This is a genomic window from Candidatus Goldiibacteriota bacterium HGW-Goldbacteria-1 (genome assembly GCA_002839855.1).
Classification (GTDB): domain Bacteria; phylum Oederibacteriota; class PGYV01; order PGYV01; family PGYV01; genus PGYV01.
Genome location: PGYV01000002.1, coordinates 134844 through 154573 on the forward strand (window position 1 = coordinate 134844; position 19730 = coordinate 154573).

Below are 19730 nucleotides of genomic sequence, written 5' to 3' on the forward strand. Positions count from 1 at the left end.
ATTTGCCGGCGTTGACAAACGCGTGTCACTGTTATATCATTAACTGTTTAAAAAAATAACCCGAAAGGTAATATTATGAAAATACACCTTATTTTATTGGCTTTATTGTCATCTTTATTGCTTGCGTTTTCTTTTCCAAATATAATATTTCAGGGGCTTAATGTGCCGTCTTTTTTTCTTATCTGGTGCGCTTTTATACCTGTTTTTTATGTAATATTTAAGGAAGAAAACATAAAAAGAACTTTTTGGTTTTCTTATCTTTCAGGCTTTGTGTTTTATGCCATAGGGTTGTACTGGCTTAAAAATGTATATCCTATGGGGGTTTTTGCCTATGTGTCATGGTTTGCGCTGGCGGCTTATCTGCCGCTATGGATTGCCATTCCGGCAGCGGTATCTGTTTTTTTAAAGAAGCGGTTTGACACACAGGTACTGTTATCCCTTCCGGTGTTATTAACGTTTGGGGAATATATAAGAGAGTGGCTGTTTTCTGGTTTTCCTCTCTTAACTCCGGCGCAGAGCCAGTTTATGTTTCCGGAATCACTTCAGATATTAAAAATAACGGGCGTTCAGGGCTTAAATTATATTATATATTTTGTTAATACCGCGGCAGTGCTTTTAATTCTTAAAAAGTTTGATATTAAAGCAAAGCAGAATATCACAGCCCTTGCGGTTTTTACCGCGGTTTTCATATGTGCGGTTTTTTCATCATTTTTATATAGGGATATGAAAGCAACAGGAAAACCATATAACGCTGTTATACTGCAGGCGAATATAGACCAGGACGTGAACTGGGATGTCAATTACAGGATTAAGGTATTAAGCACAATGCAGCAAATGGTTAAAGAAGCTAAAATGTGCGAGCCGGATATTTTTGTATGGCCGGAAACAGGTTTTCCGGGAATGTTCGCGGCAGATGCTGCGGCGCCGGCTGAAATAACAGGATGGACACAAACGCCTGCTGTGCACCTTATAGGGTCGGATTACTCTGTTTATAAAGACGGCGAAATGAAATATTATAACAGTATTTTCGCGCTATCCGGTGATGCAAAGATAACAGGAAGTTATTCCAAATTCCACCTTGTCCCGTTCGGCGAATATGTGCCTTTTGCGTCCACCTTTAAGTTTGTAAAAAAAGTGGTAAGGCGCTATGGTTATGTTGGTTTTGAAAAAGGGGAAAAGATTGAACCGGTGCAGGCAGGTGCGTTTAAAACTGCGCCGCTTGTGTGCTATGACGGGCTGTTTCCGGAAATAAGCAGAAAATTTGCGTATAAAGGGGTGGATTTTTTTGCCCACCTTTCTTATGAAACCTGGTATGGAAGGACTCCTGCTTCCGCACAAATATTTACAAATACGCTTTTAAGAGCCGTAGAAAATGACAGGTACCTTGTCCGCTGTGTGGCGTCAGGTATTTCAGGGATTGTGTCAAACACAGGAGATATAGTTATAAGCTCGGGGCTTTTTGAAAAAGCAATGCTATGCGGAAAAATATACGTAAATGAAAAAAACAATAAGACGCTATATACAAAATACGGTGATTGGTTCCCGTTCTTTATGCTTGTACTTTTAGCGGGCGCTGTATTTATTCAGAGAAAAAAATGATAACACTTATTAGTGATGTTGATGGCACTCTGCTGGGAGACCAACCGGCGCTTAATGAATTGAATGAATTTATTTCCGCGAACAGGAAAGATTTCTATCTGGTTTATGCAACCGGAAGAGATGTAACAGAGATGCAGCGGGGACTTTTTATTGAAGGGCTTTTAATGCCGGATGCGGCTATTTTAAGTACGGGTTCGGAGATTTACACGGTAAAAAATGGGGCTTTTTTACCGGACGTTCAATGGGAAAATGTAATTTCTGCTTTGTGGGATAAAAACAAAGTGGAAGAAGCGGCAAAAAAAGTGGACGGTTTAATAACACAGGGAAAGTCAGAAAAGTTGAAAGTGTCTTATTTCATTAATCCTTCGGAAGCGGAAGAAGTAAGGCAAAAGTTTGGTAAATTATTCAGTGAAAACGGGATAAAGGCAAAAATAATTATAAGCCACGAAAAATACCTTGATATAATTCCGGAAAACTGTGATAAGGGAAAAGCGGCGGCTTTTCTTGTGAATAAGCTTGCACTGCCGCTGGATAGTTCTATTGTGGCAGGTGACAGTGAAAACGATATAGACCTTTTTGAATCGTTTTGCCGGGGTATAGTTGTAGGCAATGCCCATAATAAACTGAAATTAAGCGCCTTAAACAAGGATTTCTATATGTCCGGTACTGATTATGCAGCAGGTGTTTTAGAAGGTTTAAGATACTATATGCAGAGGTTAAAGTGAGTATTTCAAAAAAGCCGCTGATAGTAATTTCAAATGATGACGGGATAAAAGCCAAAGGCATTAAGGCTTTATATAGTGAGTTTATTAAATTTGCAGATGTGTTTGTAATTGCCCCTGAAAGCGAGAAAAGCGGGGCTTCCCATTCCGTTACCATACATAAGCACTTAAAAGTAAAAAAAGTAAAGTTTGCCGATGCTTCCGGTTACAGTGTATCCGGCACGCCGGCAGACTGCGTAAAACTTGCCATATTCAATCTTTGCAAGAGAACGCCGGATATTGTGGTATCCGGAATAAATCACGGCCCTAATTACGGCAAGTTTATTATATATTCCGGTACTGTAGGCGCTGCCACAGAAGCCGCGCTTTTAGGCATACCGTCTGTAGCGGCATCCATAAATGATTACGAAAAGAATGCCGATTTTAAAAGGGCTGCCGAAATTACGGGAGATATTGTAAAAAATGTCCTGTCAGGAAAGGTCAAAATAAAAAAATACTCGCTGCTAAATATAAATGTGCCTGCGTCAACCGTTAAGATTAAAGGCGTAAAAGTTACGCATAAAGCCAATGATGAATTTAGGGAAAAGTACCTTGAAAAAAAGCATAAAGGCAAAACGGTATATTTCTGGCACGTTGTTGAAAGGGTAAGGCTTAAAGGGCCTGCTTCGGATATTGACTGGGTGGATGGCGGTTATGTAACTGTTACCCCGCTGCATTTTGACCTGACAGACAGGAAAACTTTAAAACAGTTAAAAATCAGGCTTCAAAAATAAAAAACACGCCCTGATATGGGCGTGTTTTTTATTTAAAAGTTTATTTTAATTTAAGGCTTTTTTTCTTTGTGACTGCCAAAAAAACCTTTCTTTTTAAACGCGTCTTTTTTTGTTTCCATCAGAATAATAAGTTTTTTATTCTGCTCGGGGGTAAGAATTTTTTTAACTTCAAGCATATCTTTTAGACGCAGTTTCATAAGGGCTTTTTGGTTTTCTGCTATTTTGTCGCAGGTAGCATCAAGTTTTTTTGTATCGGAAGAGTCTTTTTCAAGTTCGTCTTTTTGCTCCAAAAAAGTCATATGAATTTCATGCCTTAAATTAAGTGTTTTTTCGCGTGATTCGGTGCGTAACTGTTTTATCTTTAGCAGCTGGTCCTGCGTAAGGTCAAGTTCTTCGTAAAGGTCAAAAATACCGTCAGCGCCTACAACGCCGGGACCGTTTCCGGGTTTGTCCCTGTGCGGTGTGTTTCCTGAAGCAAATAAAGGCACAACTGTTAAAACTGCAATTAAAACAAGTAATAAAGAAAACTTTTTCATTTGAATAAACCTCCTAAAATATTGTTTAGTATGCATATGTCACGTATTCTATGTTTGACGGAATTTCATCGTCGTAGGTTTCATTTGACTGCGCGTAGGAATCATATACAAATGCCGCAAGTTCGTCTTCCTGATTTTTAGGTGTAATTGTCATTTTAAAGAGTGAAAAAAGAAGTAAAAGTGAGAGCGCAAAAGCTGTCACGGGAACAGGCCTTAAAAAGGGAATAGAAAAGCCTCTCTTTTGAGATGTAGATGCTTGTATATTACGGTACACCTCGTCAGGAACCGGTTCAAGAGAATCCCTGAATAATGCCCTGACTTTGCTGATAGCATTGCTTTCAGCCATGCAGGAAGGGCAGTGTTTTAAGTGTAAGGTTACTTCCAGTTTTTCCATGGGTGAAAGTTCGCCTTTTTTCATGTGATACAATTTATCTGTTACGTCTTTGCAAATCATTTTAGTACCTCCTTGGCCAGTATGTCCCGTAGTTTTACGATAGCCCTGCTGGCTCTTGATTTTACTGTTCCGGTCTTGGTCTGAAGGATTTCAGCTATCTCTTCATATTTAAAGCCGCCTATTTCCGATAAAAGCAGGACGGCTTTGTGGTCATCATCAAGTTTATCTATAAAGGAATAGAAAGATAGGTTATCGGGCATTGATACCGTTGTTTCCGGTTCCATCTTTTCCAGTTTATCCCTGTGCGTGGACTGCCGTCTGATGTAGTCTATGCTGCTATTTATCGCCATGCGGTACAGATAGGTTTTTATATCTGCGTCGCCGCGGAAAGAATCCAGGCTGTTATGCAGTTTGATAAATACGTTCTGCGTGACATCCTGGGCGTCATCACGGTTTCTAAGCATGCCCAGCGCCACGTTGTAAACGTATTTCCCGTGTTGCTTGTATATTTTATCCAGCCGGCTGTCCATTTACTTATGGGCTCCTTTTAAACTTCAAAATTTAGACGTTTGTATCATAAATCCGGTTCCATCAGAAAAGCGGTAAATTTAATCAATTATAGCAGAAATACCGATTATTAAACCCCGGAAAGGTGTTTATATATGTATTGTATTTGAAATTGTAGGGACAGCGCTCCCGCGCTGTCCGGCAGTTTTGTTTTTGTGGTGGTTGGAGCGAGCCTGCGAAGCGGAAATCCCGGCAATGAAGCGAGCATGCGAGCTGAAGCAGGCGGGATAGCCGCGTCCCTTTAGGGCGCATTTTCTATTTATTAAAATACTGCCTTTAAAATCAACTGCCGCGCCTGCAAAAAATAGCGCTTTAACGGTTTAAGCAATTAAGCAATAACAGAATATATTATTGTTTCCGCTTCTGCTTAATTGCCTATAGCTTAAATGCTTTTTTTCCCGTCCCTCCGTGCATCTGTCCCTCGGCCTTTATTTATGGGATATGGGATAAAAGTTTATGGGTTAGGAAACTCTCCGCCCCTCATATTTATATGTATCTCCCGCTAAAATTTGTTGTATAATAATAAAATATAAAACAGCTGGAAAAGGATAAATATTTATTATGATACGGGGAATAGGGATAGACATTACAGATGTCAAAAAATTAAAAACGGCCGTAAAGCGCAATAAGCGTTTTCTTTTACGTGTATTTAATCAGTTTGAAATTGATTACTGTTCCGGCAAGAAAAATTCCATGCTGCATTTCGCCGGCAGGTTTGCCGTTAAAGAGGCGTTTATTAAAGCGGTATCGGATGTAAAAGGGATCGCGCTAAACTCCATCAGCACAACAAACAACAAAAACGGCAGGCCGGAAATTCAGATAACCCCGGAAATTAAAAAAATACTTTTAATGAAAAAGGCAAAGTCTATACTGATTACAATTTCTCACACAGATACGGCCGCAGCCGCGGTCTGCATATTGGAGGGTTAAAAAATGTACCTTGTTGATTCCGCTTCAATGAAAGCTATAGATGAAGTGACCACGGAAAAGTTTGGCGTTCCCGCCTCCATATTAATGGAAAATGCCGGCGCGAATACTGTAACCGCAATGACAAATGAATACGGGCCGCTTGCATACCGTAACATTTCGGTTTTTTGCGGCACAGGAAATAACGGCGGCGACGGTTTTGTAATTGCGCGCCATTTGTTAAGCGAAGGCGCTGCGGTTAATGTTTTTTTAACCGGTGATACATCTAAAATGTCACCCGAATCAAAGCGGAATATGGAATTGGCGCTAAAGTATGGAATAACGGTTGTAAAATTTGAATCGCTGGAAGACATTAACCGTAATAATCGGATGATATTATTAAGCGATATCATAGTGGACGCACTGATTGGTACGGGATTAAGCAGGGATGTAGATGGTTTTATGGCACAGCTTATCGTATACATAAACACCCTTAACAAAAGAACAGTTTCTGTTGACATACCGTCAGGTGTTGACGCCGACACAGGCAATATAAAAGGTGTGGCTGTTTATGCGGATTTAACCGTTACTTTTGGACTGCCAAAAACAGGAATGGCTGTTTTTCCCGGGCATGCAAATACGGGCAAGCTTGTGGTGGCGGACATTAATTTTCCTCCTGAATTATTATTGCAGCCAAGGCCGAATGTCCTTGTAACGGCAGAACTTATTGGCCCTTTATTACCTTACAGACAGCCAAACGCAAATAAAGGCAGTTTTGGCCCCATATTTATACTTGGCGGTTCTCCCGGTTTAAGCGGTGCTGTTGTGCTTGCCGCTAAAGCCGCTTTAAGAAGCGGCGCGGGAATAGTTAATGTGGGTATTCCGGAATCGCTACATAGCGTTGTAAAACCCGGTTGTGATGAAATGATTGTAACTAACCTGAAAGAAACTTCAAAAGGGATGCTGGCATATTCCAATAAAGAAAATATATTAAAACTGTGTGCCGCCGCAAAGGTAGTAGTATTAGGGCCGGGAATAGGAAGGGACCCGGAAACGCAGAAACTTGTAAGGGAACTGACAGCAGAGCTTAAAAACCCGCTTGTAATAGACGCTGACGGTATAAACGCTGTTGCAGCAGACAAAAACTGCTTGAAAAATAATATCAAAGATGTTATTATGACACCACATATTGGAGAAATGGCAAGGCTTTGTGATATTGAAATTACCGAAGTAATAAAGGGAAAAATAAAGATTTTAAAGGATTTTACCGCATCTTTTGGAATTAACGTTCTTTTAAAAGACGGCAGGTCAATGCTTGCCGATCCGCAGGGAAATATGTATGTAAACACAACAGGCAATTCCGGAATGGCAACACCCGGAAGCGGTGACGTTTTAACCGGGCTTATCGCGGCTTTGATGGCGCACGGAATGCAGTCGGTTCAGGCGGGAATACTTGGAAGTTATATTCACGGGCTTGCCGGGGACTTATTACTTTCAGAAACAAGTGAAGAAGGCATAACTGCAGGAGACATTGCTTTAAATATTCCAAAAGCTATTATGAAGCTTAAATAAACAGGAGGCTTACATGGTTGTCCCAATACTGCTTATTCTTATCTCTTTTCTTTTTATCCTTATGTGGGGCTGGATAATTTCCATTTTTTCCGCAAACCTGGGCATATCTAAAAAGATAGACGAACTTATAAACCAGCCTTTAACGGTGGAACAGAAGCAGGAACTTGATGACCTGCAGCTGGATCTTGACATTAACGCATACAGGGCGCGCAACGCGAAAAGGGTGGTTTTAATATTCTCTTTCCTTTATGTTCTTGCGGCTCTTGCGCTTATATGGGTAAATAACCGCTACGGTTTATATACATACGACGGCCTTCTTTCAACCATAAAACTTACAATGCTTATTGTTATCCTGTTTTTTGTTCCTTCTTATATTGGCCTTGAACTTATCAGCAACACGCAGGGCGCATCTGACAATATAGGCGCGCGCCTTAAATTTACGCAGGAATTAAAACCGGGAGAGGAAGTTGAAGTTTAAAAGCTTTCTTTTTGTTCTGCTGACAGCGGTTCTATTTACGGCGGGATGCGCAGGCTTGCCTAAAGGCGCAAACCAGATACTGGATTTTAAAATAACGCCGGACAAAGGCCTTGCGTCCGGCACAATTGTTTCTATAGAAGTAAAAACCACTGATATGATTGAAAAAGTTTTTGGCAGCGTTGATGTGCCGGGCGCTTTTAAAGTGCCGTTAAAGTATGACAGTATCAAGAAACTGTGGGCTTTCAAAGCCATGATACCAATGGGTGTGGCAATTCCCAAAGGTGAATACACGGCTTGGGTTGAAGCAGTGGCAAAAGACGGACAAATATATAAAGCTGAAAAAAAGGTAACCACTTACTAAGAAAAGTGCGGCCGCAAAAAAGGGGAACTTGAAATGCCTTCCGTAAATAAAAAAAAGAAAACTGCAAAGAAAAAAAGCCCTGGAAAACCAACTGTAAAGGAACAGCAGCCTTTACCTAAAAAAAGTAATGTGGGCTTAATTGCTCTAATTTTACTTTCAGCTGTAATTTTAACCGGTGTACTTATGGCTGTTGACCGTTTTACAGCTTGGGGCAATGATGAAAAACTTATAGAAAGGGCCCTTGAAGGCGCGGAAAAAAACGCTATTTTTAAAAGGTATCCTGAAGTCATAAAAAAATACCAGTATGTTGTAAACCGCTGGGATAATGACGAAAACTATAAAGACCATGTACGGCAGGCAAAACTTGGAATAGCCAAGGCGTACAAGGACAGCCAGCAGTTTATTCCCGCTATTGAAGGGTATAAAGATCTTATCGCGGAATATAATACGGAAAAAGGCGATATGTATGCCTGGCTTATGCTGGAACTTGGGGAGTGTTATAACAGTATTCTTAACACCAATGACGCGTTAAAGACATACACTGAAATAACAAAACAGTTTCCGGATACGGACTGGTCAGCAGAAGCGGTATTTGGAATAGCGGATGCATACCGTAATAACGGTGACAATAATAAAGCAATGTATTATTACAATAAGATAGTGGAAAAGTATAAAAAAGGTTTTTTAAGCGCGGAAGCGCTTACAAGCATAGGTAAGATATATGAAAGCGACGGGGACGATAAACGCGCGCTGGAAATATATACAAGAGTGGTAAAAGAATACCCTGAAATAGTCACCGAATACGCTAAACTGAGGCAGACTGTCCTGAATGAACGCGTAAAGAACTGAGATTTATGAAGGAATTTAAATTAATTTCCGCGATAAAATCCCAAATAACAGTTAAAGACAGCTCCCTGATAAAGGGAATAGGCGATGACTGCGCCGTAATTCAGGAAAGCGGCAGAAATTTATTAATTACCACCGATGCCTTTTATGAAAATACCCACTTCAAAAGAAAATACTTTACCCCCATACAGATCGGCGCAAAAGCCGCGGCCATAAATATTTCTGATATCTGCGCCATGGGAGGAATTCCCAGATATATGTTTGTAAATATAGGGGTTCCAAAAAAAGATTCCGGAAATTATGCCGGTTTGATAATGCGCGGCATTCTGGCTTATGCTGAAAATTACGGCGTAGTGCTTGCGGGCGGGGATACAATAAAGTCTGATAAGGTTTTTATATCCATAACTTTAATAGGGCAGGCCGATGAAGGTTTTCTTTTAAGGTCAGGCGCGCGCCCCGGCGACAGAATATTTGTAACCGGATGCCTTGGCAGCGCCGCAGCGGGGCTGCAGATACTTGAAAAAAAAGGGGATAAAAAGATTAAAGATAATGAATCAGAGCTTGTAAAAAAATTCATCTCACCGCAGCCTAAGCTTGAACAGGGCAGGCTTCTTTTAATGTCAAAGTGCGTCTCTTCGTGCATGGATCTGTCAGACGGCTTAATAAGCGATATTTCAAGGATATGCGAAGAAAGCCGCACAGGCGCGCGGATAGATGCGGACTTACTGCCGGTTTCGCCGTCACTTGCGGCATATGCGGCAAAAACTAAAACAACAGCCGCAGAATACGCGCTGTACGGCGGCGAAGATTATGAACTTTTGTTTACAGTTCCTGAAAATAAGGTGAAAAAGTTTGCAAAGTTTATGGCGGGCTATGGTGTTCCTTTTTTTCAGGCAGGAATGATAACGGCAAAAAAAGGTGTTTATGTTAAACGCGGCTCCAAAATAATAAAGGAGACTTATTCAAAGGCATGGAATCACTTTTAAAGGGTTATATAGAAACTGAAAAACATGAAACAGCATCAGCCGCAGCTACTGTTAAACTTGCAAAAAAATACGCGCAGCGGCTTGCTGAAAATGACGTGGTGGCGTTATCCGGGGAACTTGGCGCGGGCAAAACCCATTTTATTAAGGGTGTTGCTTCATTCTTTGGCGCTGACGGTAAAGCGGTTATAAGCCCCACTTTTAACATAATGAAAGAATACTACGGCACCACGATGAAGATATACCATTTTGACCTGTACAGGCTGGAAAACCACGCGGAACTTGAACGGATAGGGTTCAGGGATTACACGGCGGATGAAGGGGCTATCTGCGTGGCAGAGTGGCCCGAAAAAGTGATGCAGATTGCCGGTATCTATGACCATATAGTGAAAATTAACCATAAGGGCGGAAATAAAAGAGAGATAATCTTTTATGAGAAAAAAGGCGGAAAAAAATAATGAAGTCACTGCTTCTGGACACATCCACCAAAGAAATTGGCATAGGCGTATTTGAAAACCGAAACTGCCTTTATGAAAGTTATATTGAAGGCGAGAAGCGTTACAACGCCGTCATAATGGGGATGATAGACAAAGCGTTAAAAAAGATAAAATTAAAGCCGGATGAAATTGACGTATATGGTTCCACGCTTGGGCCCGGTTCTTTTACGGGGATACGGGTGGGTATGGCTGTGGCAAAGGGCTTGGCTGACGGAAGCGGCGCGGCTTTTTTTGGCGCTGCAACGCTTGATGTTCTTGCCTATACGGGAGAAGGCTCGGGCGCAAAAAAAGTGTCATTGCTGGACGCAAGGCGCAATGAGGTTTATATGGGTGTTTATAAAAAAGGCACCGTGGAATATGAACTGACCGCTAAGGAAAATATTGAGAAAGAAATAAAAGGTATATGTGATATTTATATTTTAGAGAGGGACATAAAACTGCTTGAAATAGCAGCGGAGAATAATAAAGGCAAAACCGTTATTATGGAACATATAAACATACAGTCATTAAATAACCTTTTAATGGATAATAAAAAACAGGCTTCCAGGCAGGCGGTATATTCCGCAGCGCCGCTGTACATACGCCAGTCAGACGCGGAAATTCACGTAAAAAAGGGGAAAAAATAATGGGAAAGATACGTCTTATGATTAAGTCGGCAATGGCGGCAGGGCTTATAATTGCCGCGATAGAGGTAATTCTGTATATGGTGTATAAGGACGCGATAGCCACCGGTTTTCCGGGTTTCCCCAAGGATACGGACAGGGTGTTAACTCCGGTATGGCTTGCTGTAATTAACATTATTTTTGCTTTTGCGGCTGTGCTTGTCTTTCAGACGGTAAATAAGGCCCTTCCAGGAGGTTTTTTAAGGAAAGGGCTGAATTTTTCTTTCATATTGATACTTTTAAGGGTTATTCCGGAAGCCGGATATTTTTACGCGGCATACGGATTTTCGGATAAAAGGGCTTTCTTAATAATACTTCTGCACTGCGCTTTTTCTTTAATTATAGGTTTTGTATTTTCAGGAAGTTATGAAGAGTTTGGTTTTAAGTCGGAAAAAAATGTTTCCAATACGGAGGATAGTAATGAAAATTAAACTGATTACATGCGCGTTTTTAATTTTAACTTTTTCTGCCGGGGCATATGCTGATACCACATCCGCGCAGACAGCACCGGAAGAGCCTGCTGAAAAGATATTTATGCAGGTGGGGGCTTTGGAAAAAAAAGACGGTGAAAAATATATTTTAAGAAAGAAATCCGGAGAACTGGAATTTTATCTTGATGAAAACACTTTAATGTATTCAACTGAAAATGCGGGGCCTGCAGATTTAAAGGAAGGCCAGCTTGTTCTTGTAAAAGGCGCAAGAAATGCAAATGCCATGCTGGCTTCCACTGTACAGGTGTATAATAGCTGGGATATTTACAGTTCTACAAAAGATAATCAAACAGACGCGGGCCAAAATCTGCTTTCGGGTTTTTTAAAAGGAACGGTAGTGCGCCCTAAAAGTGAAGCCGATGAATACGAGTACCTTCAGAATAAATACCTTACGCAAAAAATGCAGAATGACGCGGCGCTGGAACAGGAAGCCGAGGCACAGGGTGATAAAGTAACCGTTGAACCTAAGATTGATTATATAAGGCCGTTTTATATTAAAACAGCGGATAAAAAAGTGTATATGGTATTGTGCGATGGTTCCACGCGGTTTACTTTAACTGACAAAAAAACAAAAGAAGACATGAAGCCGGGAGACAGGCTGAAACTATATTTTAATAAACGTATTACGATAAGGTATAAAAGCTATCCGGTTAAGATAGTCATTGAAAAGGCTAAGTAACAGCTGACAAGTAACAGGTAACAGGTAACAAGTGACAAGTAACAAGTAACAAGTAACAAGTAACAAGTAACAAGTAACAAGTAACAAGTAACAGGTAACAGGTAACAGGTTAGTTGTTAGTTGTTAGTTGTTAGTTGTCAGTTGTCAGTTGTCAGTTGTCAGTTGTCAGTTGTCAGTTGTCAGTTGTCAGTTGTCAGTTGTCAGTTGTCAGTTGTCAGCTGTCAGCTGTCAGCTGTCAGTTGTCAGTTGTCAGCTGTCAGTTGTCAGTTGTAAGTTGTAAGTTGTCAGTTGTAAGTTGTTAGTTGTTAGCTGTAAGTTGTTAGCTGTAAGTTGTCTCTTGGCGGAACACCGGTTTTGCCAAATGAAACGAAAGCGTTATTATATTCGTAATTTTGTCGGTTTTTCTCATTATGAAACTAAAATGGTTAATCCTTTAAAAACCTATTGAAAATATCCCTTATTAGCTTATAATACTAACTAATACAAAATCCTTATTAAAAAGGTATGCAAACTTCATTATGGAACAAAAAAGTCAGATTAAAGACAATATTGAAAGTATTTTGAAGCGTATAAGAGCCATAAATAATGATGCTTTGCTTGTAGCTGTATCAAAAACGTTCTCTACAGATGATATTGAAGAAGCGGTTAAAGCAGGGATTAAGGTTTTTGGAGAAAGCAAGATTCAGGAAACTGAAGAAAAGCAGAAAGTTTTAAATGAAAAATATAAAGATCTTTCCTGGTTTATGATAGGGCACCTGCAGACAAACAAAGTAAACAAAGCAGTTTCAATTTTTAATATGATACAGTCTGTTGACAGTTTAAAACTTGCGGAAAAGATTAATTCAGCGTGCCTGAAAGAAGGAAAAGTTTTACAGTGCCTTCTGGAAATTAAAGTTTCGCCCGAAGAGACAAAGTTTGGAATTTCGCCTGTTGAAGCATTTGAAGTTTATAATAGGATAAAAGAAATGCAGGGAATAAAACCGGCTGGAATAATGGCTATGGCGCCTTATTCTGATAACGCGGAAGATTCAAGAATTTATTTTAAACGCGCCAGGAAAGTTTTTGATGAAATAAAAAAAGACGCGCCTGCTGATTTTGGGTGGCTTTCAATGGGAATGTCGCATGATTTTGAAATTGCGCTGCAGGAAGGCGCTAACATGGTAAGAGTCGGCACGTCTCTTTTCGGTAAAAGAAATTACACTAAATAATAGAGAGGCAAAATGAGAAAGACAAGAATAGGATTCATAGGGTCCGGAAATATGGCAAAGGCTATCATGAAAGGCCTTGTGTCATCAAAAATGAAAACCTCAGTTGAACTTACTGCATATGACACAGACTCTTTGGCGCTTGCGTCCGTAAAAAAATTATTTAAGGCTAAACCTGCCGCGTCAAATCAGGCGCTTGTTAAAGAATGTGATGTCATTTTTCTTGCCATAAAACCGCAGGTTTATGCGGATATATTATCACCTTTAAAGCCGGATTTTACCGCGGGCAAATTAATAATCAGTATTATGGCCGGTTTATCCGTTAAAAAGATACAGGCTGTCACAGGCAAAGTGCCTGTGGTAAGGGTAATGCCAAACATGCCGGCGCTTGTGGGCGAAGGCGCGTGCGGGTACTGCGCGTCCAAAGAAGCTTCAAAAAAACAGATGCTTCTTGCGGAAACAATACTGGATACTTTTAACAGAATAAAAATTTTATTACCCGAAAAACAGCTTGATACAGTGACGGCAATAAGCGGAAGCGGGCCGGCATATTTTTTCTATTTTGCGGAAGCGGTAATGGAAGCGTCAAAAGAACTTGGGTTTGATATTAAGGATGCAAAAAAACTTATCGCGCAGACAATGATAGGTGCGGGGCAGGTTATGCTGGAATCTGAGGATACACCAGAAGTGTTAAGGCAAAAGGTGACATCCAAAGGCGGCACCACACAGAAGGCCATTGAAACAATGGAAAAAAGCGGCATGAAAAACATTATTAAGGACGCCATCAAGGCTGCAAAAAATCGTTCGGAGGAACTTGGCAAATGACAACTTTTCAGTTTGCGGCAGGAATAATAATTGGACTGGCTAATGCCTACATGATACTGGTTTTTCTGCGCGCGGCAGGCACTTGGCTGCCTTATGACGCACAGGTGAAATTCAGGTCTGTTTTTAAATTAATAGGCTCTATTACAGACCCGCTGCTTAATTTTATAAAAAGGTTTTTTCCTGCGCAGGTGGGAAATATGGATATAAGCCCTGTTATCGCGATACTTCTTATTTACATAGCAAGAAAGGCGCTTTTAATCCTTGCTTCAAAACTGCTGCTTCCGGGAGTTTAATGATAAAAATAACACAGGCGGGCAGCGGTTTTGTTATAAACGTTAAAGCGGTGCCTAATGCCAGAAAAACGCAGCTGGCAGGCGAATACAACGGCGCTTTGAAAGTGAAAGTGGCGGCGGTCCCCGAAGACGGAAAGGCAAATGATGAAATTGTGGATTATTTCTCGGATGTGTTTGACATAAATAAGTCGCATATTGAAATTGTAAAAGGATTTAAAAGCCGGCACAAGGTAATAAAGTTAACCGGCGTTGAGGAAGACAAACTTAAAAAAATTCTGGCTTAACGCGCTGTCTGCCGCGCAAAACGATACCCGGAGGCTATAATGTCAGATTTAAAAAAACAGATAGACAAAGCCGTAAAGAAGATAAATACCGTATCTAAAAACTTTTCACCTAAAGTCGGCATAATACTTGGAACGGGCCTTGGAGCCCTTGCCAAAGAAATAAAAGAACACTGTGTAATTGATTATAAGGACATTCCCGGTTTTCAGCAGTCAACAGCAGAGTCGCATTCCGGAAAACTTGTTCTGGGAGAATTGGGCGGAAAAAATGTTGTTGCAATGTCAGGCCGCTTTCACAGGTATGAAGGGTACACCATGCAGCAGATAACTTTTCCGGTGCGTGTTATGAAAGCGATGGGAGTTACGCACCTTTTAATTTCCAACGCGTGCGGCGGAATGAATCCCAAATTAAAAGGCGGTTCAATTTCAATTATAGAAGACCACATTAATTTTATGGGAGATAACCCTTTGGTAGGGCCTAATGACAATGAACTTGGCGTACGCTGGCCGGACATGCTTTCGCCGTATTCGGCGGAATTAATTAAACTTGCGGAAAATGCCGCAAAAGAAAACGGCATTCAGATTCACAAAGGCGTTTACGTGGCTGTACTGGGTCCGTGTTTTGAAACCAGGGCTGAATACAGAATGTTTATGAAATTCGGCGACATGGTGGGAATGTCAACGGTTCCGGAAGTGATTGTGGGAGTACACGCCGGGCTTAAGATACTTGGCATATCGGTAGTGACAGATGAATGTAATCCTGACCAGCTTGAACCGACTGATATAGCCAAAATTCTTGCAAACGCCGCAGAGGCAGAACCCAAGCTTACTAAAATTATGAAAGAAGTTATAGCAAAGATATAATAAGCCTAAAAAGGCTGAAAATGGTTTTAAGGGAGGCGCAGATGAAAGAGACAAGCCCGGTAGAATGGAAGAATGGAACTCTTAAGGTTCTTGATCAGACGCTTTTACCGCATACAATAAAGTACATCTTATGCAAAAATTCAAAAGAGACAGGTAAGGCAATTGTGGATATGAAATTAAGGGGGGCGCCATTAATAGGCATAGCCGCGGCTTTTGGAATGGCTATGGATATTAAAAAAAGCAAGGCTAAAACTTATGAAAAACTAAAAAAAGAGATGAAGGCAAGCGGCGATTTTCTGGTTAAGACCAGGCCGACCGCGATTAACCTTAAGTGGGCTATAACAAGAATGCTTGCTTTTGCCGAAGCCAACAGGGAAAGGCGTGTTCAAAGTTTAAAAGAACTGCTTGTAAATGAGGCGGTAAGAATATTCAAGGAAGACCTGGATAACAATAAACTTATAGGAAAAATAGGCGCGGAATTGATAAGGCCCAAAGACAGGATATTAACACACTGTAATGCGGGGGGGCTTGCAACGGCAGGATATGGCACGGCGCTTGGCGTTATAAGGGCGGCATCAGCGCAGAAGAAAAAGGTTTCGGTATATGTGGATGAAACAAGGCCGTATCTTCAGGGCGCAAGGCTTACCACGTTTGAACTTGCGGAAATGGGAGTGGATCACCACCTTATTACGGACAACATGGCAGGGTATTTTATAAGCAATAAACTTGTGGATGTAATTATAGTAGGCGCGGACAGGATAGCGGCCAACGGCGATACCGCCAACAAGATAGGAACGTATACGCTTGCGGTGCTTGCGCATGTAAATAATATTCCGTTTTATGTGGCTGCACCTTCTTCCACGATGGATTTTTCCATAAAGTCAGGGGCGGAAATACCGATAGAGATGAGGGGTGAAAAAGAGGTAACAGAGATTTTTGGCAAACAGATTGCCCATAAAAAGACAAAAGCGCTGCACCCGGCATTTGATGTGACGCCGGCAAGGTTTATAAGCGCCATTATCACCGAAAAAGGCATAATAAGGGCGCCTTTTGAGGCTAACCTTGATAAGGTAATTTTAAACAGGGATATTGTCGCAAAACTATGAGCGCCTGGGAAGATGACCATTACTGCATAGCGTGCGGAAAAGACAATCCTATCGGCATGAAGCTGGATTTTGTGCTGACAGAAGAGGGAATAGAAACCAGCTATGTTTTTCCCAAGGTTTTTCAGGGGTATAAAGATACGGTTCACGGCGGAATGGTGGCTTTACTTTTAGATGAAATTATGGTAAATTTACCGTTGCGAAAAGATAAAATTCCTGCTGTCAGTGCTGACATAAAAGTGAAATTAAAAAGGCCGCTGGCAGTGGGTGATGAAGTCCTGGCGCGGGCAAGGTATTTAAAAGTCCGGTCCAGGTTTTTTGTTGTAAAAGGCGAAGTGATAAGAAAAAGCGACAAAGAGCTTATAGCCGAATCCGAAGCCCTGTGTATTAAGGTTGACGGAAAAGGCCTTAAATTGTAATATAGATAAATTCAGATTTTAAAATATACTGGAGGTTTTTGAATGGGTTGCGGAAAGAAAAGGCACAAAGCAAAGATCAAAACACACAAGAGAAAAAAACACAGAAGAGAAATGAAATTTAAAAAATAATTATTTAGTTTAACAGACGGAGGAAATGATGTCAGGGCATTCCAAATGGGCAACTATTAAAAGGAAGAAAGCTTCCATTGACTCTAAAAGAGGCGCGGCTTTCACTAAGATTATAAAGGAAATTGTGGTAGCGGCAAGGGCAGGCGGCGGAGATCTTGACGGCAACGCCCGTTTAAGGACGGTTGTTGACAAGGCAAAGGCTGCTAACATGCCGTATGACAATATCAAAAAAGCAATAATGCGCGGTACCGGCGAGCTTGAAGGTATTACTTATGAAGAATTAATGTATGAAGGGTACGGTCCTGCGGGCGTAGCGCTGTTAATTGCCGTTACAACGGACAATAAAAACCGCTCTGCGGCAAGCGTAAGGGCGATTCTTTCAAAAGCCAACGGCGCAATGGCGGCTTTAGGCGCTGTTGCATGGCAGTTTGAACAGAAGGGCTATATTACGGTTCCCAAAGAAGAAATTGATGAAGATACGCTTATGAGCATCGCTCTTGAAGCGGGCGCTGATGATATTCAAAATGAAGACGCCACATATGATATTTCCACAAAGCCGGCTGATTTTGAAACCGTTAAAAAAGCGCTTGATGATAAAAAAGTTAAATATTCCTCGGCAGAAGTTACAATGGTGCCAAAGAATTATGTAAAGGTAGAGGGCAAAGCCGCGGAACAGATGTTAAGGCTTATGGACGCGCTTGATGAAGATGAAGACGTGCAGAACGTATACGCAAACTTTGACATATCGCAGGAAGAAATGGACAGAATAGGAAACTTACCGGAATAACCGATAATTAATCAAAAGGCGGGGCGTTTAAAGCGCTCCGCCTTTTTTATTATACGGGTAAATAATTGGTGTTGGAGGCAATAATTGTATAAGACTTTAAATGAATACTTCCGCGAAAAATACAGCCACAGGGTACACAAGATAACCATAAGCCTGCCGTTTGCGTGCCCGAATAAAGACGGCAAGATATCATCTGACGGGTGCGTTTTCTGCAGGGAAGGCAGCCTTCCTGACGGGAATGACACGAAAATTCCCATAGAAAAGCAGATACGCGCGGGGATAAATAAGGGTAAAAAACGTTATGGAAAAAATACATTATTTATGGCGTATTTTCAGACAGGGACAAATACTTATGGCAGTGTCAAAGAGTTAAAAAAAATATATGACCCAATACTTGAATTTAAGGAAGTGATAGGGCTGGATGTCGGGACAAGGCCGGATTGTATTGATGATGAAAAGATAAACCTGCTTAAAAGTTACAGCGGCAGCTTAAAAGAGATATGGGTGGAACTTGGGCTGCAAAGCGCCAGTGATAAAACCTTAAAGGCAATAAATAGGGGTCATAACGCGGCGGAATATGTCCGCGCCGCAGAACTTGTAAAAGGCGCCGGATTAAAGCTGTGCGCGCACATGATAATAGGTATTAATGGAGAAAGCAGGAATGATTATATAAATACAATTAATATGATAATTAAGTCCGGCGCTGATGCAGTTAAAATTCACCCGTATCACATTCTTAAAGATACTAAAGCCGGCGAAGAGTACCTTAAAAAACCATTCAAACTCCTTTCTCTGGATGAATACGCGGACGCGCTGGCTGAATGTGTTAAGTTAATGCCTGCTGAAATGGTTCTGATGCGCTTTCACGGAGAGGCTAATGAGAATGTGCTGCTTGCTCCGGATTACTGCCTGCCGAAAAAGAGGGATGAATTAAAAGAACTGTTTTTAAGCAAAATCGGCCGTGTATAAAGACGGTATTTTTGATAAAATATATTTTATTAAATAGACAGGAGAATACAATGGAAGATATGAAATGGACAAAAGATTTAGCCACAGGAGTGGAAGTTTTGGATAAACAGCATAATCATTATATGTCAGTTTGTGAAAAGGCGTATAAGTCCGCGAAAACCGGTGGTGGTGTGGTCAATGCGTTGAAAAACACTTATAAAGCGGCAGAAGAACATTTTGTAACAGAAGAGGCAATGATGGAAAAGTTACGCTATCCTGATATGGAAGGACATAAAAGGCTTCATGATAAATTCCTTGAAATGGAACTGATGATTGCAAAAGAGGCGGCATCAGGAATGGATTCCAAAAAACTTGCGGTAAAGATAAAAGAAGAATTGTTTGACTGGTTTGTCCTGCATATTAAAAAGAATGATTTAAAACTTGTAAAAAACCTGGATATGAAGAAGATTAAATAGTTGACATAAATAAAGTTTAGTATAAAATTTATAAGTTCTTAAATAGGTTTGTAAAGTTGTTGTATAGTCGGTTGATTAAAAATAGCTAAAAATGTGGGCGCATAGCTCAGCTGGTTAGAGTATTAGCTCGACAAGCTAAGGGTCACTGGTTCGATCCCAGTTGCGCCCACCATTTTTAGCTATTTTTATTTTTTAGACAAACTAAGGGGTGAGCCGCATAATATGCGGCGAACGTTCGATATATCATGACAATTGCGCCCACCATATTTTAAAAATATCATACGGCCGTGCCCCAGAGGGTACGCCCACCATATTTTAAAAATATCATACGGCC

General features: G+C 40.9%; 26 protein-coding genes and 1 tRNA gene. 24 read left to right on the forward strand and 3 right to left on the reverse strand.

The window, feature by feature from the left end; genetic code table 11:
* The first annotated feature begins 75 nt into the window (after window positions 1-75).
* From lnt to surE, 3 genes are read left to right on the forward strand one after another with little or no spacing between them, the layout of a single operon-like run.
* The gene (gene lnt, locus CVV21_02030; GenBank protein PKL92560.1) at window positions 76-1599 is read left to right on the forward strand and encodes an apolipoprotein N-acyltransferase; all 1524 of its coding nucleotides are present in this window, start codon (window positions 76-78) and stop codon (window positions 1597-1599) included.
* On the forward strand, window positions 1596-2324 hold the full coding sequence (locus tag CVV21_02035) for a hypothetical protein (GenBank protein ID PKL92561.1): 729 nt from the start codon (window positions 1596-1598) through the stop codon (window positions 2322-2324). The genes lnt and CVV21_02035 overlap by 4 nt, the downstream gene beginning before the upstream one ends.
* Complete coding sequence (gene surE / locus CVV21_02040; GenBank protein ID PKL92562.1) at window positions 2300-3094, forward strand: 5'/3'-nucleotidase SurE; 795 nt, start codon at window positions 2300-2302, stop codon at window positions 3092-3094. The genes CVV21_02035 and surE overlap by 25 nt, the downstream gene beginning before the upstream one ends.
* 50 nt (window positions 3095-3144) lie before the next feature.
* Here surE and CVV21_02045 read toward each other — a convergent pair whose 3' ends face one another.
* From CVV21_02045 to CVV21_02055, 3 genes are read right to left on the reverse strand one after another with little or no spacing between them, the layout of a single operon-like run.
* Window positions 3145-3666, reverse strand: coding sequence for a hypothetical protein (locus CVV21_02045; GenBank protein ID PKL92563.1), 522 nt, complete (start codon window positions 3664-3666; stop codon window positions 3145-3147).
* The gene (locus CVV21_02050) at window positions 3656-4084 is read right to left on the reverse strand and encodes a hypothetical protein (protein PKL92564.1); all 429 of its coding nucleotides are present in this window, start codon (window positions 4082-4084) and stop codon (window positions 3656-3658) included. Before CVV21_02050 ends, CVV21_02045 begins: the two co-directional genes overlap by 11 nt.
* Entirely contained in the window at window positions 4081-4554 is a 474-nt protein-coding gene (locus CVV21_02055; GenBank protein PKL92565.1) for a hypothetical protein, read from the reverse strand. Before CVV21_02055 ends, CVV21_02050 begins: the two co-directional genes overlap by 4 nt.
* Window positions 4555-5152: 598 nt before the next feature.
* Here CVV21_02055 and acpS point away from each other — a divergent pair.
* From acpS to CVV21_02160, 21 genes are all read left to right on the forward strand, one after another.
* Window positions 5153-5521, forward strand: a complete 369-nt coding sequence (gene acpS / locus CVV21_02060) for a holo-[acyl-carrier-protein] synthase (GenBank protein PKL92566.1) — start codon at window positions 5153-5155, stop codon at window positions 5519-5521.
* 3 nt (window positions 5522-5524) lie between these two features.
* Window positions 5525-7069: a bifunctional ADP-dependent NAD(P)H-hydrate dehydratase/NAD(P)H-hydrate epimerase gene (locus CVV21_02065; GenBank protein ID PKL92567.1), complete on the forward strand. Its 1545-nt coding sequence runs from the start codon at window positions 5525-5527 to the stop codon at window positions 7067-7069.
* Between the two features lie 13 nt (window positions 7070-7082).
* The gene (locus CVV21_02070; protein PKL92568.1) at window positions 7083-7547 is read left to right on the forward strand and encodes a hypothetical protein; all 465 of its coding nucleotides are present in this window, start codon (window positions 7083-7085) and stop codon (window positions 7545-7547) included.
* Window positions 7537-7908: a hypothetical protein gene (locus CVV21_02075; protein PKL92569.1), complete on the forward strand. Its 372-nt coding sequence runs from the start codon at window positions 7537-7539 to the stop codon at window positions 7906-7908. Before CVV21_02070 ends, CVV21_02075 begins: the two co-directional genes overlap by 11 nt.
* A 33-nt stretch (window positions 7909-7941) precedes the next feature.
* Entirely contained in the window at window positions 7942-8757 is an 816-nt protein-coding gene (locus CVV21_02080) for a hypothetical protein (protein PKL92570.1), read from the forward strand.
* 5 nt (window positions 8758-8762) lie between these two features.
* Window positions 8763-9740, forward strand: a complete 978-nt coding sequence (gene thiL / locus CVV21_02085; GenBank protein PKL92571.1) for a thiamine-phosphate kinase — start codon at window positions 8763-8765, stop codon at window positions 9738-9740.
* On the forward strand, window positions 9725-10195 hold the full coding sequence (locus tag CVV21_02090; GenBank protein ID PKL92572.1) for a tRNA (adenosine(37)-N6)-threonylcarbamoyltransferase complex ATPase subunit type 1 TsaE: 471 nt from the start codon (window positions 9725-9727) through the stop codon (window positions 10193-10195). Before thiL ends, CVV21_02090 begins: the two co-directional genes overlap by 16 nt.
* On the forward strand, window positions 10195-10860 hold the full coding sequence (gene tsaB / locus CVV21_02095; protein ID PKL92573.1) for a tRNA (adenosine(37)-N6)-threonylcarbamoyltransferase complex dimerization subunit type 1 TsaB: 666 nt from the start codon (window positions 10195-10197) through the stop codon (window positions 10858-10860). Before CVV21_02090 ends, tsaB begins: the two co-directional genes overlap by 1 nt.
* Complete coding sequence (locus CVV21_02100; GenBank protein PKL92574.1) at window positions 10860-11327, forward strand: hypothetical protein; 468 nt, start codon at window positions 10860-10862, stop codon at window positions 11325-11327. The genes tsaB and CVV21_02100 overlap by 1 nt, the downstream gene beginning before the upstream one ends.
* Window positions 11317-12066, forward strand: coding sequence for a hypothetical protein (locus CVV21_02105; GenBank protein PKL92575.1), 750 nt, complete (start codon window positions 11317-11319; stop codon window positions 12064-12066). The genes CVV21_02100 and CVV21_02105 overlap by 11 nt, the downstream gene beginning before the upstream one ends.
* A gap of 518 nt (window positions 12067-12584) precedes the next feature.
* A complete protein-coding gene (locus CVV21_02110; protein PKL92576.1) occupies window positions 12585-13274 on the forward strand; it encodes a YggS family pyridoxal phosphate-dependent enzyme in 690 nt (229 codons plus the stop codon).
* A 12-nt stretch (window positions 13275-13286) separates the two neighbouring features.
* Window positions 13287-14096, forward strand: a complete 810-nt coding sequence (locus tag CVV21_02115; protein PKL92577.1) for a pyrroline-5-carboxylate reductase — start codon at window positions 13287-13289, stop codon at window positions 14094-14096.
* Window positions 14093-14389 (forward strand): hypothetical protein, encoded by a 297-nt coding sequence (locus CVV21_02120; protein PKL92578.1) that lies wholly within the window; start codon window positions 14093-14095, stop codon window positions 14387-14389. The genes CVV21_02115 and CVV21_02120 overlap by 4 nt, the downstream gene beginning before the upstream one ends.
* Entirely contained in the window at window positions 14389-14673 is a 285-nt protein-coding gene (locus CVV21_02125) for a YggU family protein (GenBank protein ID PKL92579.1), read from the forward strand. Before CVV21_02120 ends, CVV21_02125 begins: the two co-directional genes overlap by 1 nt.
* 39 nt (window positions 14674-14712) lie before the next feature.
* Window positions 14713-15534 (forward strand): purine-nucleoside phosphorylase, encoded by an 822-nt coding sequence (locus tag CVV21_02130; protein PKL92580.1) that lies wholly within the window; start codon window positions 14713-14715, stop codon window positions 15532-15534.
* A 41-nt stretch (window positions 15535-15575) separates the two neighbouring features.
* Complete coding sequence (mtnA, locus tag CVV21_02135; protein PKL92581.1) at window positions 15576-16640, forward strand: S-methyl-5-thioribose-1-phosphate isomerase; 1065 nt, start codon at window positions 15576-15578, stop codon at window positions 16638-16640.
* The gene (locus CVV21_02140) at window positions 16637-17056 is read left to right on the forward strand and encodes a hypothetical protein (protein ID PKL92582.1); all 420 of its coding nucleotides are present in this window, start codon (window positions 16637-16639) and stop codon (window positions 17054-17056) included. Before mtnA ends, CVV21_02140 begins: the two co-directional genes overlap by 4 nt.
* Window positions 17057-17213: 157 nt before the next feature.
* Entirely contained in the window at window positions 17214-17972 is a 759-nt protein-coding gene (locus CVV21_02145) for a YebC/PmpR family DNA-binding transcriptional regulator (GenBank protein ID PKL92583.1), read from the forward strand.
* Window positions 17973-18056: 84 nt separating this feature from the next.
* On the forward strand, window positions 18057-18941 hold the full coding sequence (locus tag CVV21_02150) for a TIGR01212 family radical SAM protein (protein ID PKL92584.1): 885 nt from the start codon (window positions 18057-18059) through the stop codon (window positions 18939-18941).
* A gap of 50 nt (window positions 18942-18991) precedes the next feature.
* Window positions 18992-19396 carry a hypothetical protein gene (locus CVV21_02155; GenBank protein ID PKL92585.1) on the forward strand — a complete coding sequence of 135 codons (405 nt, stop codon included), beginning with the start codon at window positions 18992-18994 and terminating at the stop codon, window positions 19394-19396.
* A 95-nt stretch (window positions 19397-19491) separates the two neighbouring features.
* Window positions 19492-19568, forward strand: a tRNA-Val gene (locus tag CVV21_02160).
* Window positions 19569-19730: the final 162 nt, after the last annotated feature.

Bases quoted from the DNA above. Each gene is read 5' to 3' on its own strand.
- CVV21_02125 (PKL92579.1), top strand. From the start codon at position 14,389: ATGATAAAAATAACACAGGCGGGCAGCGGTTTTGTTATAAACGTTAAA.
- CVV21_02120 (PKL92578.1), top strand. From the start codon at position 14,093: ATGACAACTTTTCAGTTTGCGGCAGGAATAATAATTGGACTGGCTAAT.
- CVV21_02035 (PKL92561.1), top strand. From the start codon at position 1,596: ATGATAACACTTATTAGTGATGTTGATGGCACTCTGCTGGGAGACCAA.
- CVV21_02055 (PKL92565.1), bottom strand. From the start codon at position 4,554: ATGGACAGCCGGCTGGATAAAATATACAAGCAACACGGGAAATACGTT.
- CVV21_02050 (PKL92564.1), bottom strand. From the start codon at position 4,084: ATGATTTGCAAAGACGTAACAGATAAATTGTATCACATGAAAAAAGGC.
- acpS (PKL92566.1), top strand. From the start codon at position 5,153: ATGATACGGGGAATAGGGATAGACATTACAGATGTCAAAAAATTAAAA.
- CVV21_02115 (PKL92577.1), top strand. From the start codon at position 13,287: ATGAGAAAGACAAGAATAGGATTCATAGGGTCCGGAAATATGGCAAAG.
- lnt (PKL92560.1), top strand. From the start codon at position 76: ATGAAAATACACCTTATTTTATTGGCTTTATTGTCATCTTTATTGCTT.
- CVV21_02090 (PKL92572.1), top strand. From the start codon at position 9,725: ATGGAATCACTTTTAAAGGGTTATATAGAAACTGAAAAACATGAAACA.
- CVV21_02110 (PKL92576.1), top strand. From the start codon at position 12,585: ATGGAACAAAAAAGTCAGATTAAAGACAATATTGAAAGTATTTTGAAG.
- thiL (PKL92571.1), top strand. From the start codon at position 8,763: ATGAAGGAATTTAAATTAATTTCCGCGATAAAATCCCAAATAACAGTT.
- tsaB (PKL92573.1), top strand. From the start codon at position 10,195: ATGAAGTCACTGCTTCTGGACACATCCACCAAAGAAATTGGCATAGGC.
- CVV21_02045 (PKL92563.1), bottom strand. From the start codon at position 3,666: ATGCATACTAAACAATATTTTAGGAGGTTTATTCAAATGAAAAAGTTT.
- CVV21_02145 (PKL92583.1), top strand. From the start codon at position 17,214: ATGTCAGGGCATTCCAAATGGGCAACTATTAAAAGGAAGAAAGCTTCC.
- CVV21_02155 (PKL92585.1), top strand. From the start codon at position 18,992: ATGGAAGATATGAAATGGACAAAAGATTTAGCCACAGGAGTGGAAGTT.
- mtnA (PKL92581.1), top strand. From the start codon at position 15,576: ATGAAAGAGACAAGCCCGGTAGAATGGAAGAATGGAACTCTTAAGGTT.
- CVV21_02140 (PKL92582.1), top strand. From the start codon at position 16,637: ATGAGCGCCTGGGAAGATGACCATTACTGCATAGCGTGCGGAAAAGAC.
- CVV21_02100 (PKL92574.1), top strand. From the start codon at position 10,860: ATGGGAAAGATACGTCTTATGATTAAGTCGGCAATGGCGGCAGGGCTT.
- CVV21_02080 (PKL92570.1), top strand. From the start codon at position 7,942: ATGCCTTCCGTAAATAAAAAAAAGAAAACTGCAAAGAAAAAAAGCCCT.
- CVV21_02065 (PKL92567.1), top strand. From the start codon at position 5,525: ATGTACCTTGTTGATTCCGCTTCAATGAAAGCTATAGATGAAGTGACC.
- CVV21_02105 (PKL92575.1), top strand. From the start codon at position 11,317: ATGAAAATTAAACTGATTACATGCGCGTTTTTAATTTTAACTTTTTCT.
- CVV21_02130 (PKL92580.1), top strand. From the start codon at position 14,713: ATGTCAGATTTAAAAAAACAGATAGACAAAGCCGTAAAGAAGATAAAT.
- CVV21_02070 (PKL92568.1), top strand. From the start codon at position 7,083: ATGGTTGTCCCAATACTGCTTATTCTTATCTCTTTTCTTTTTATCCTT.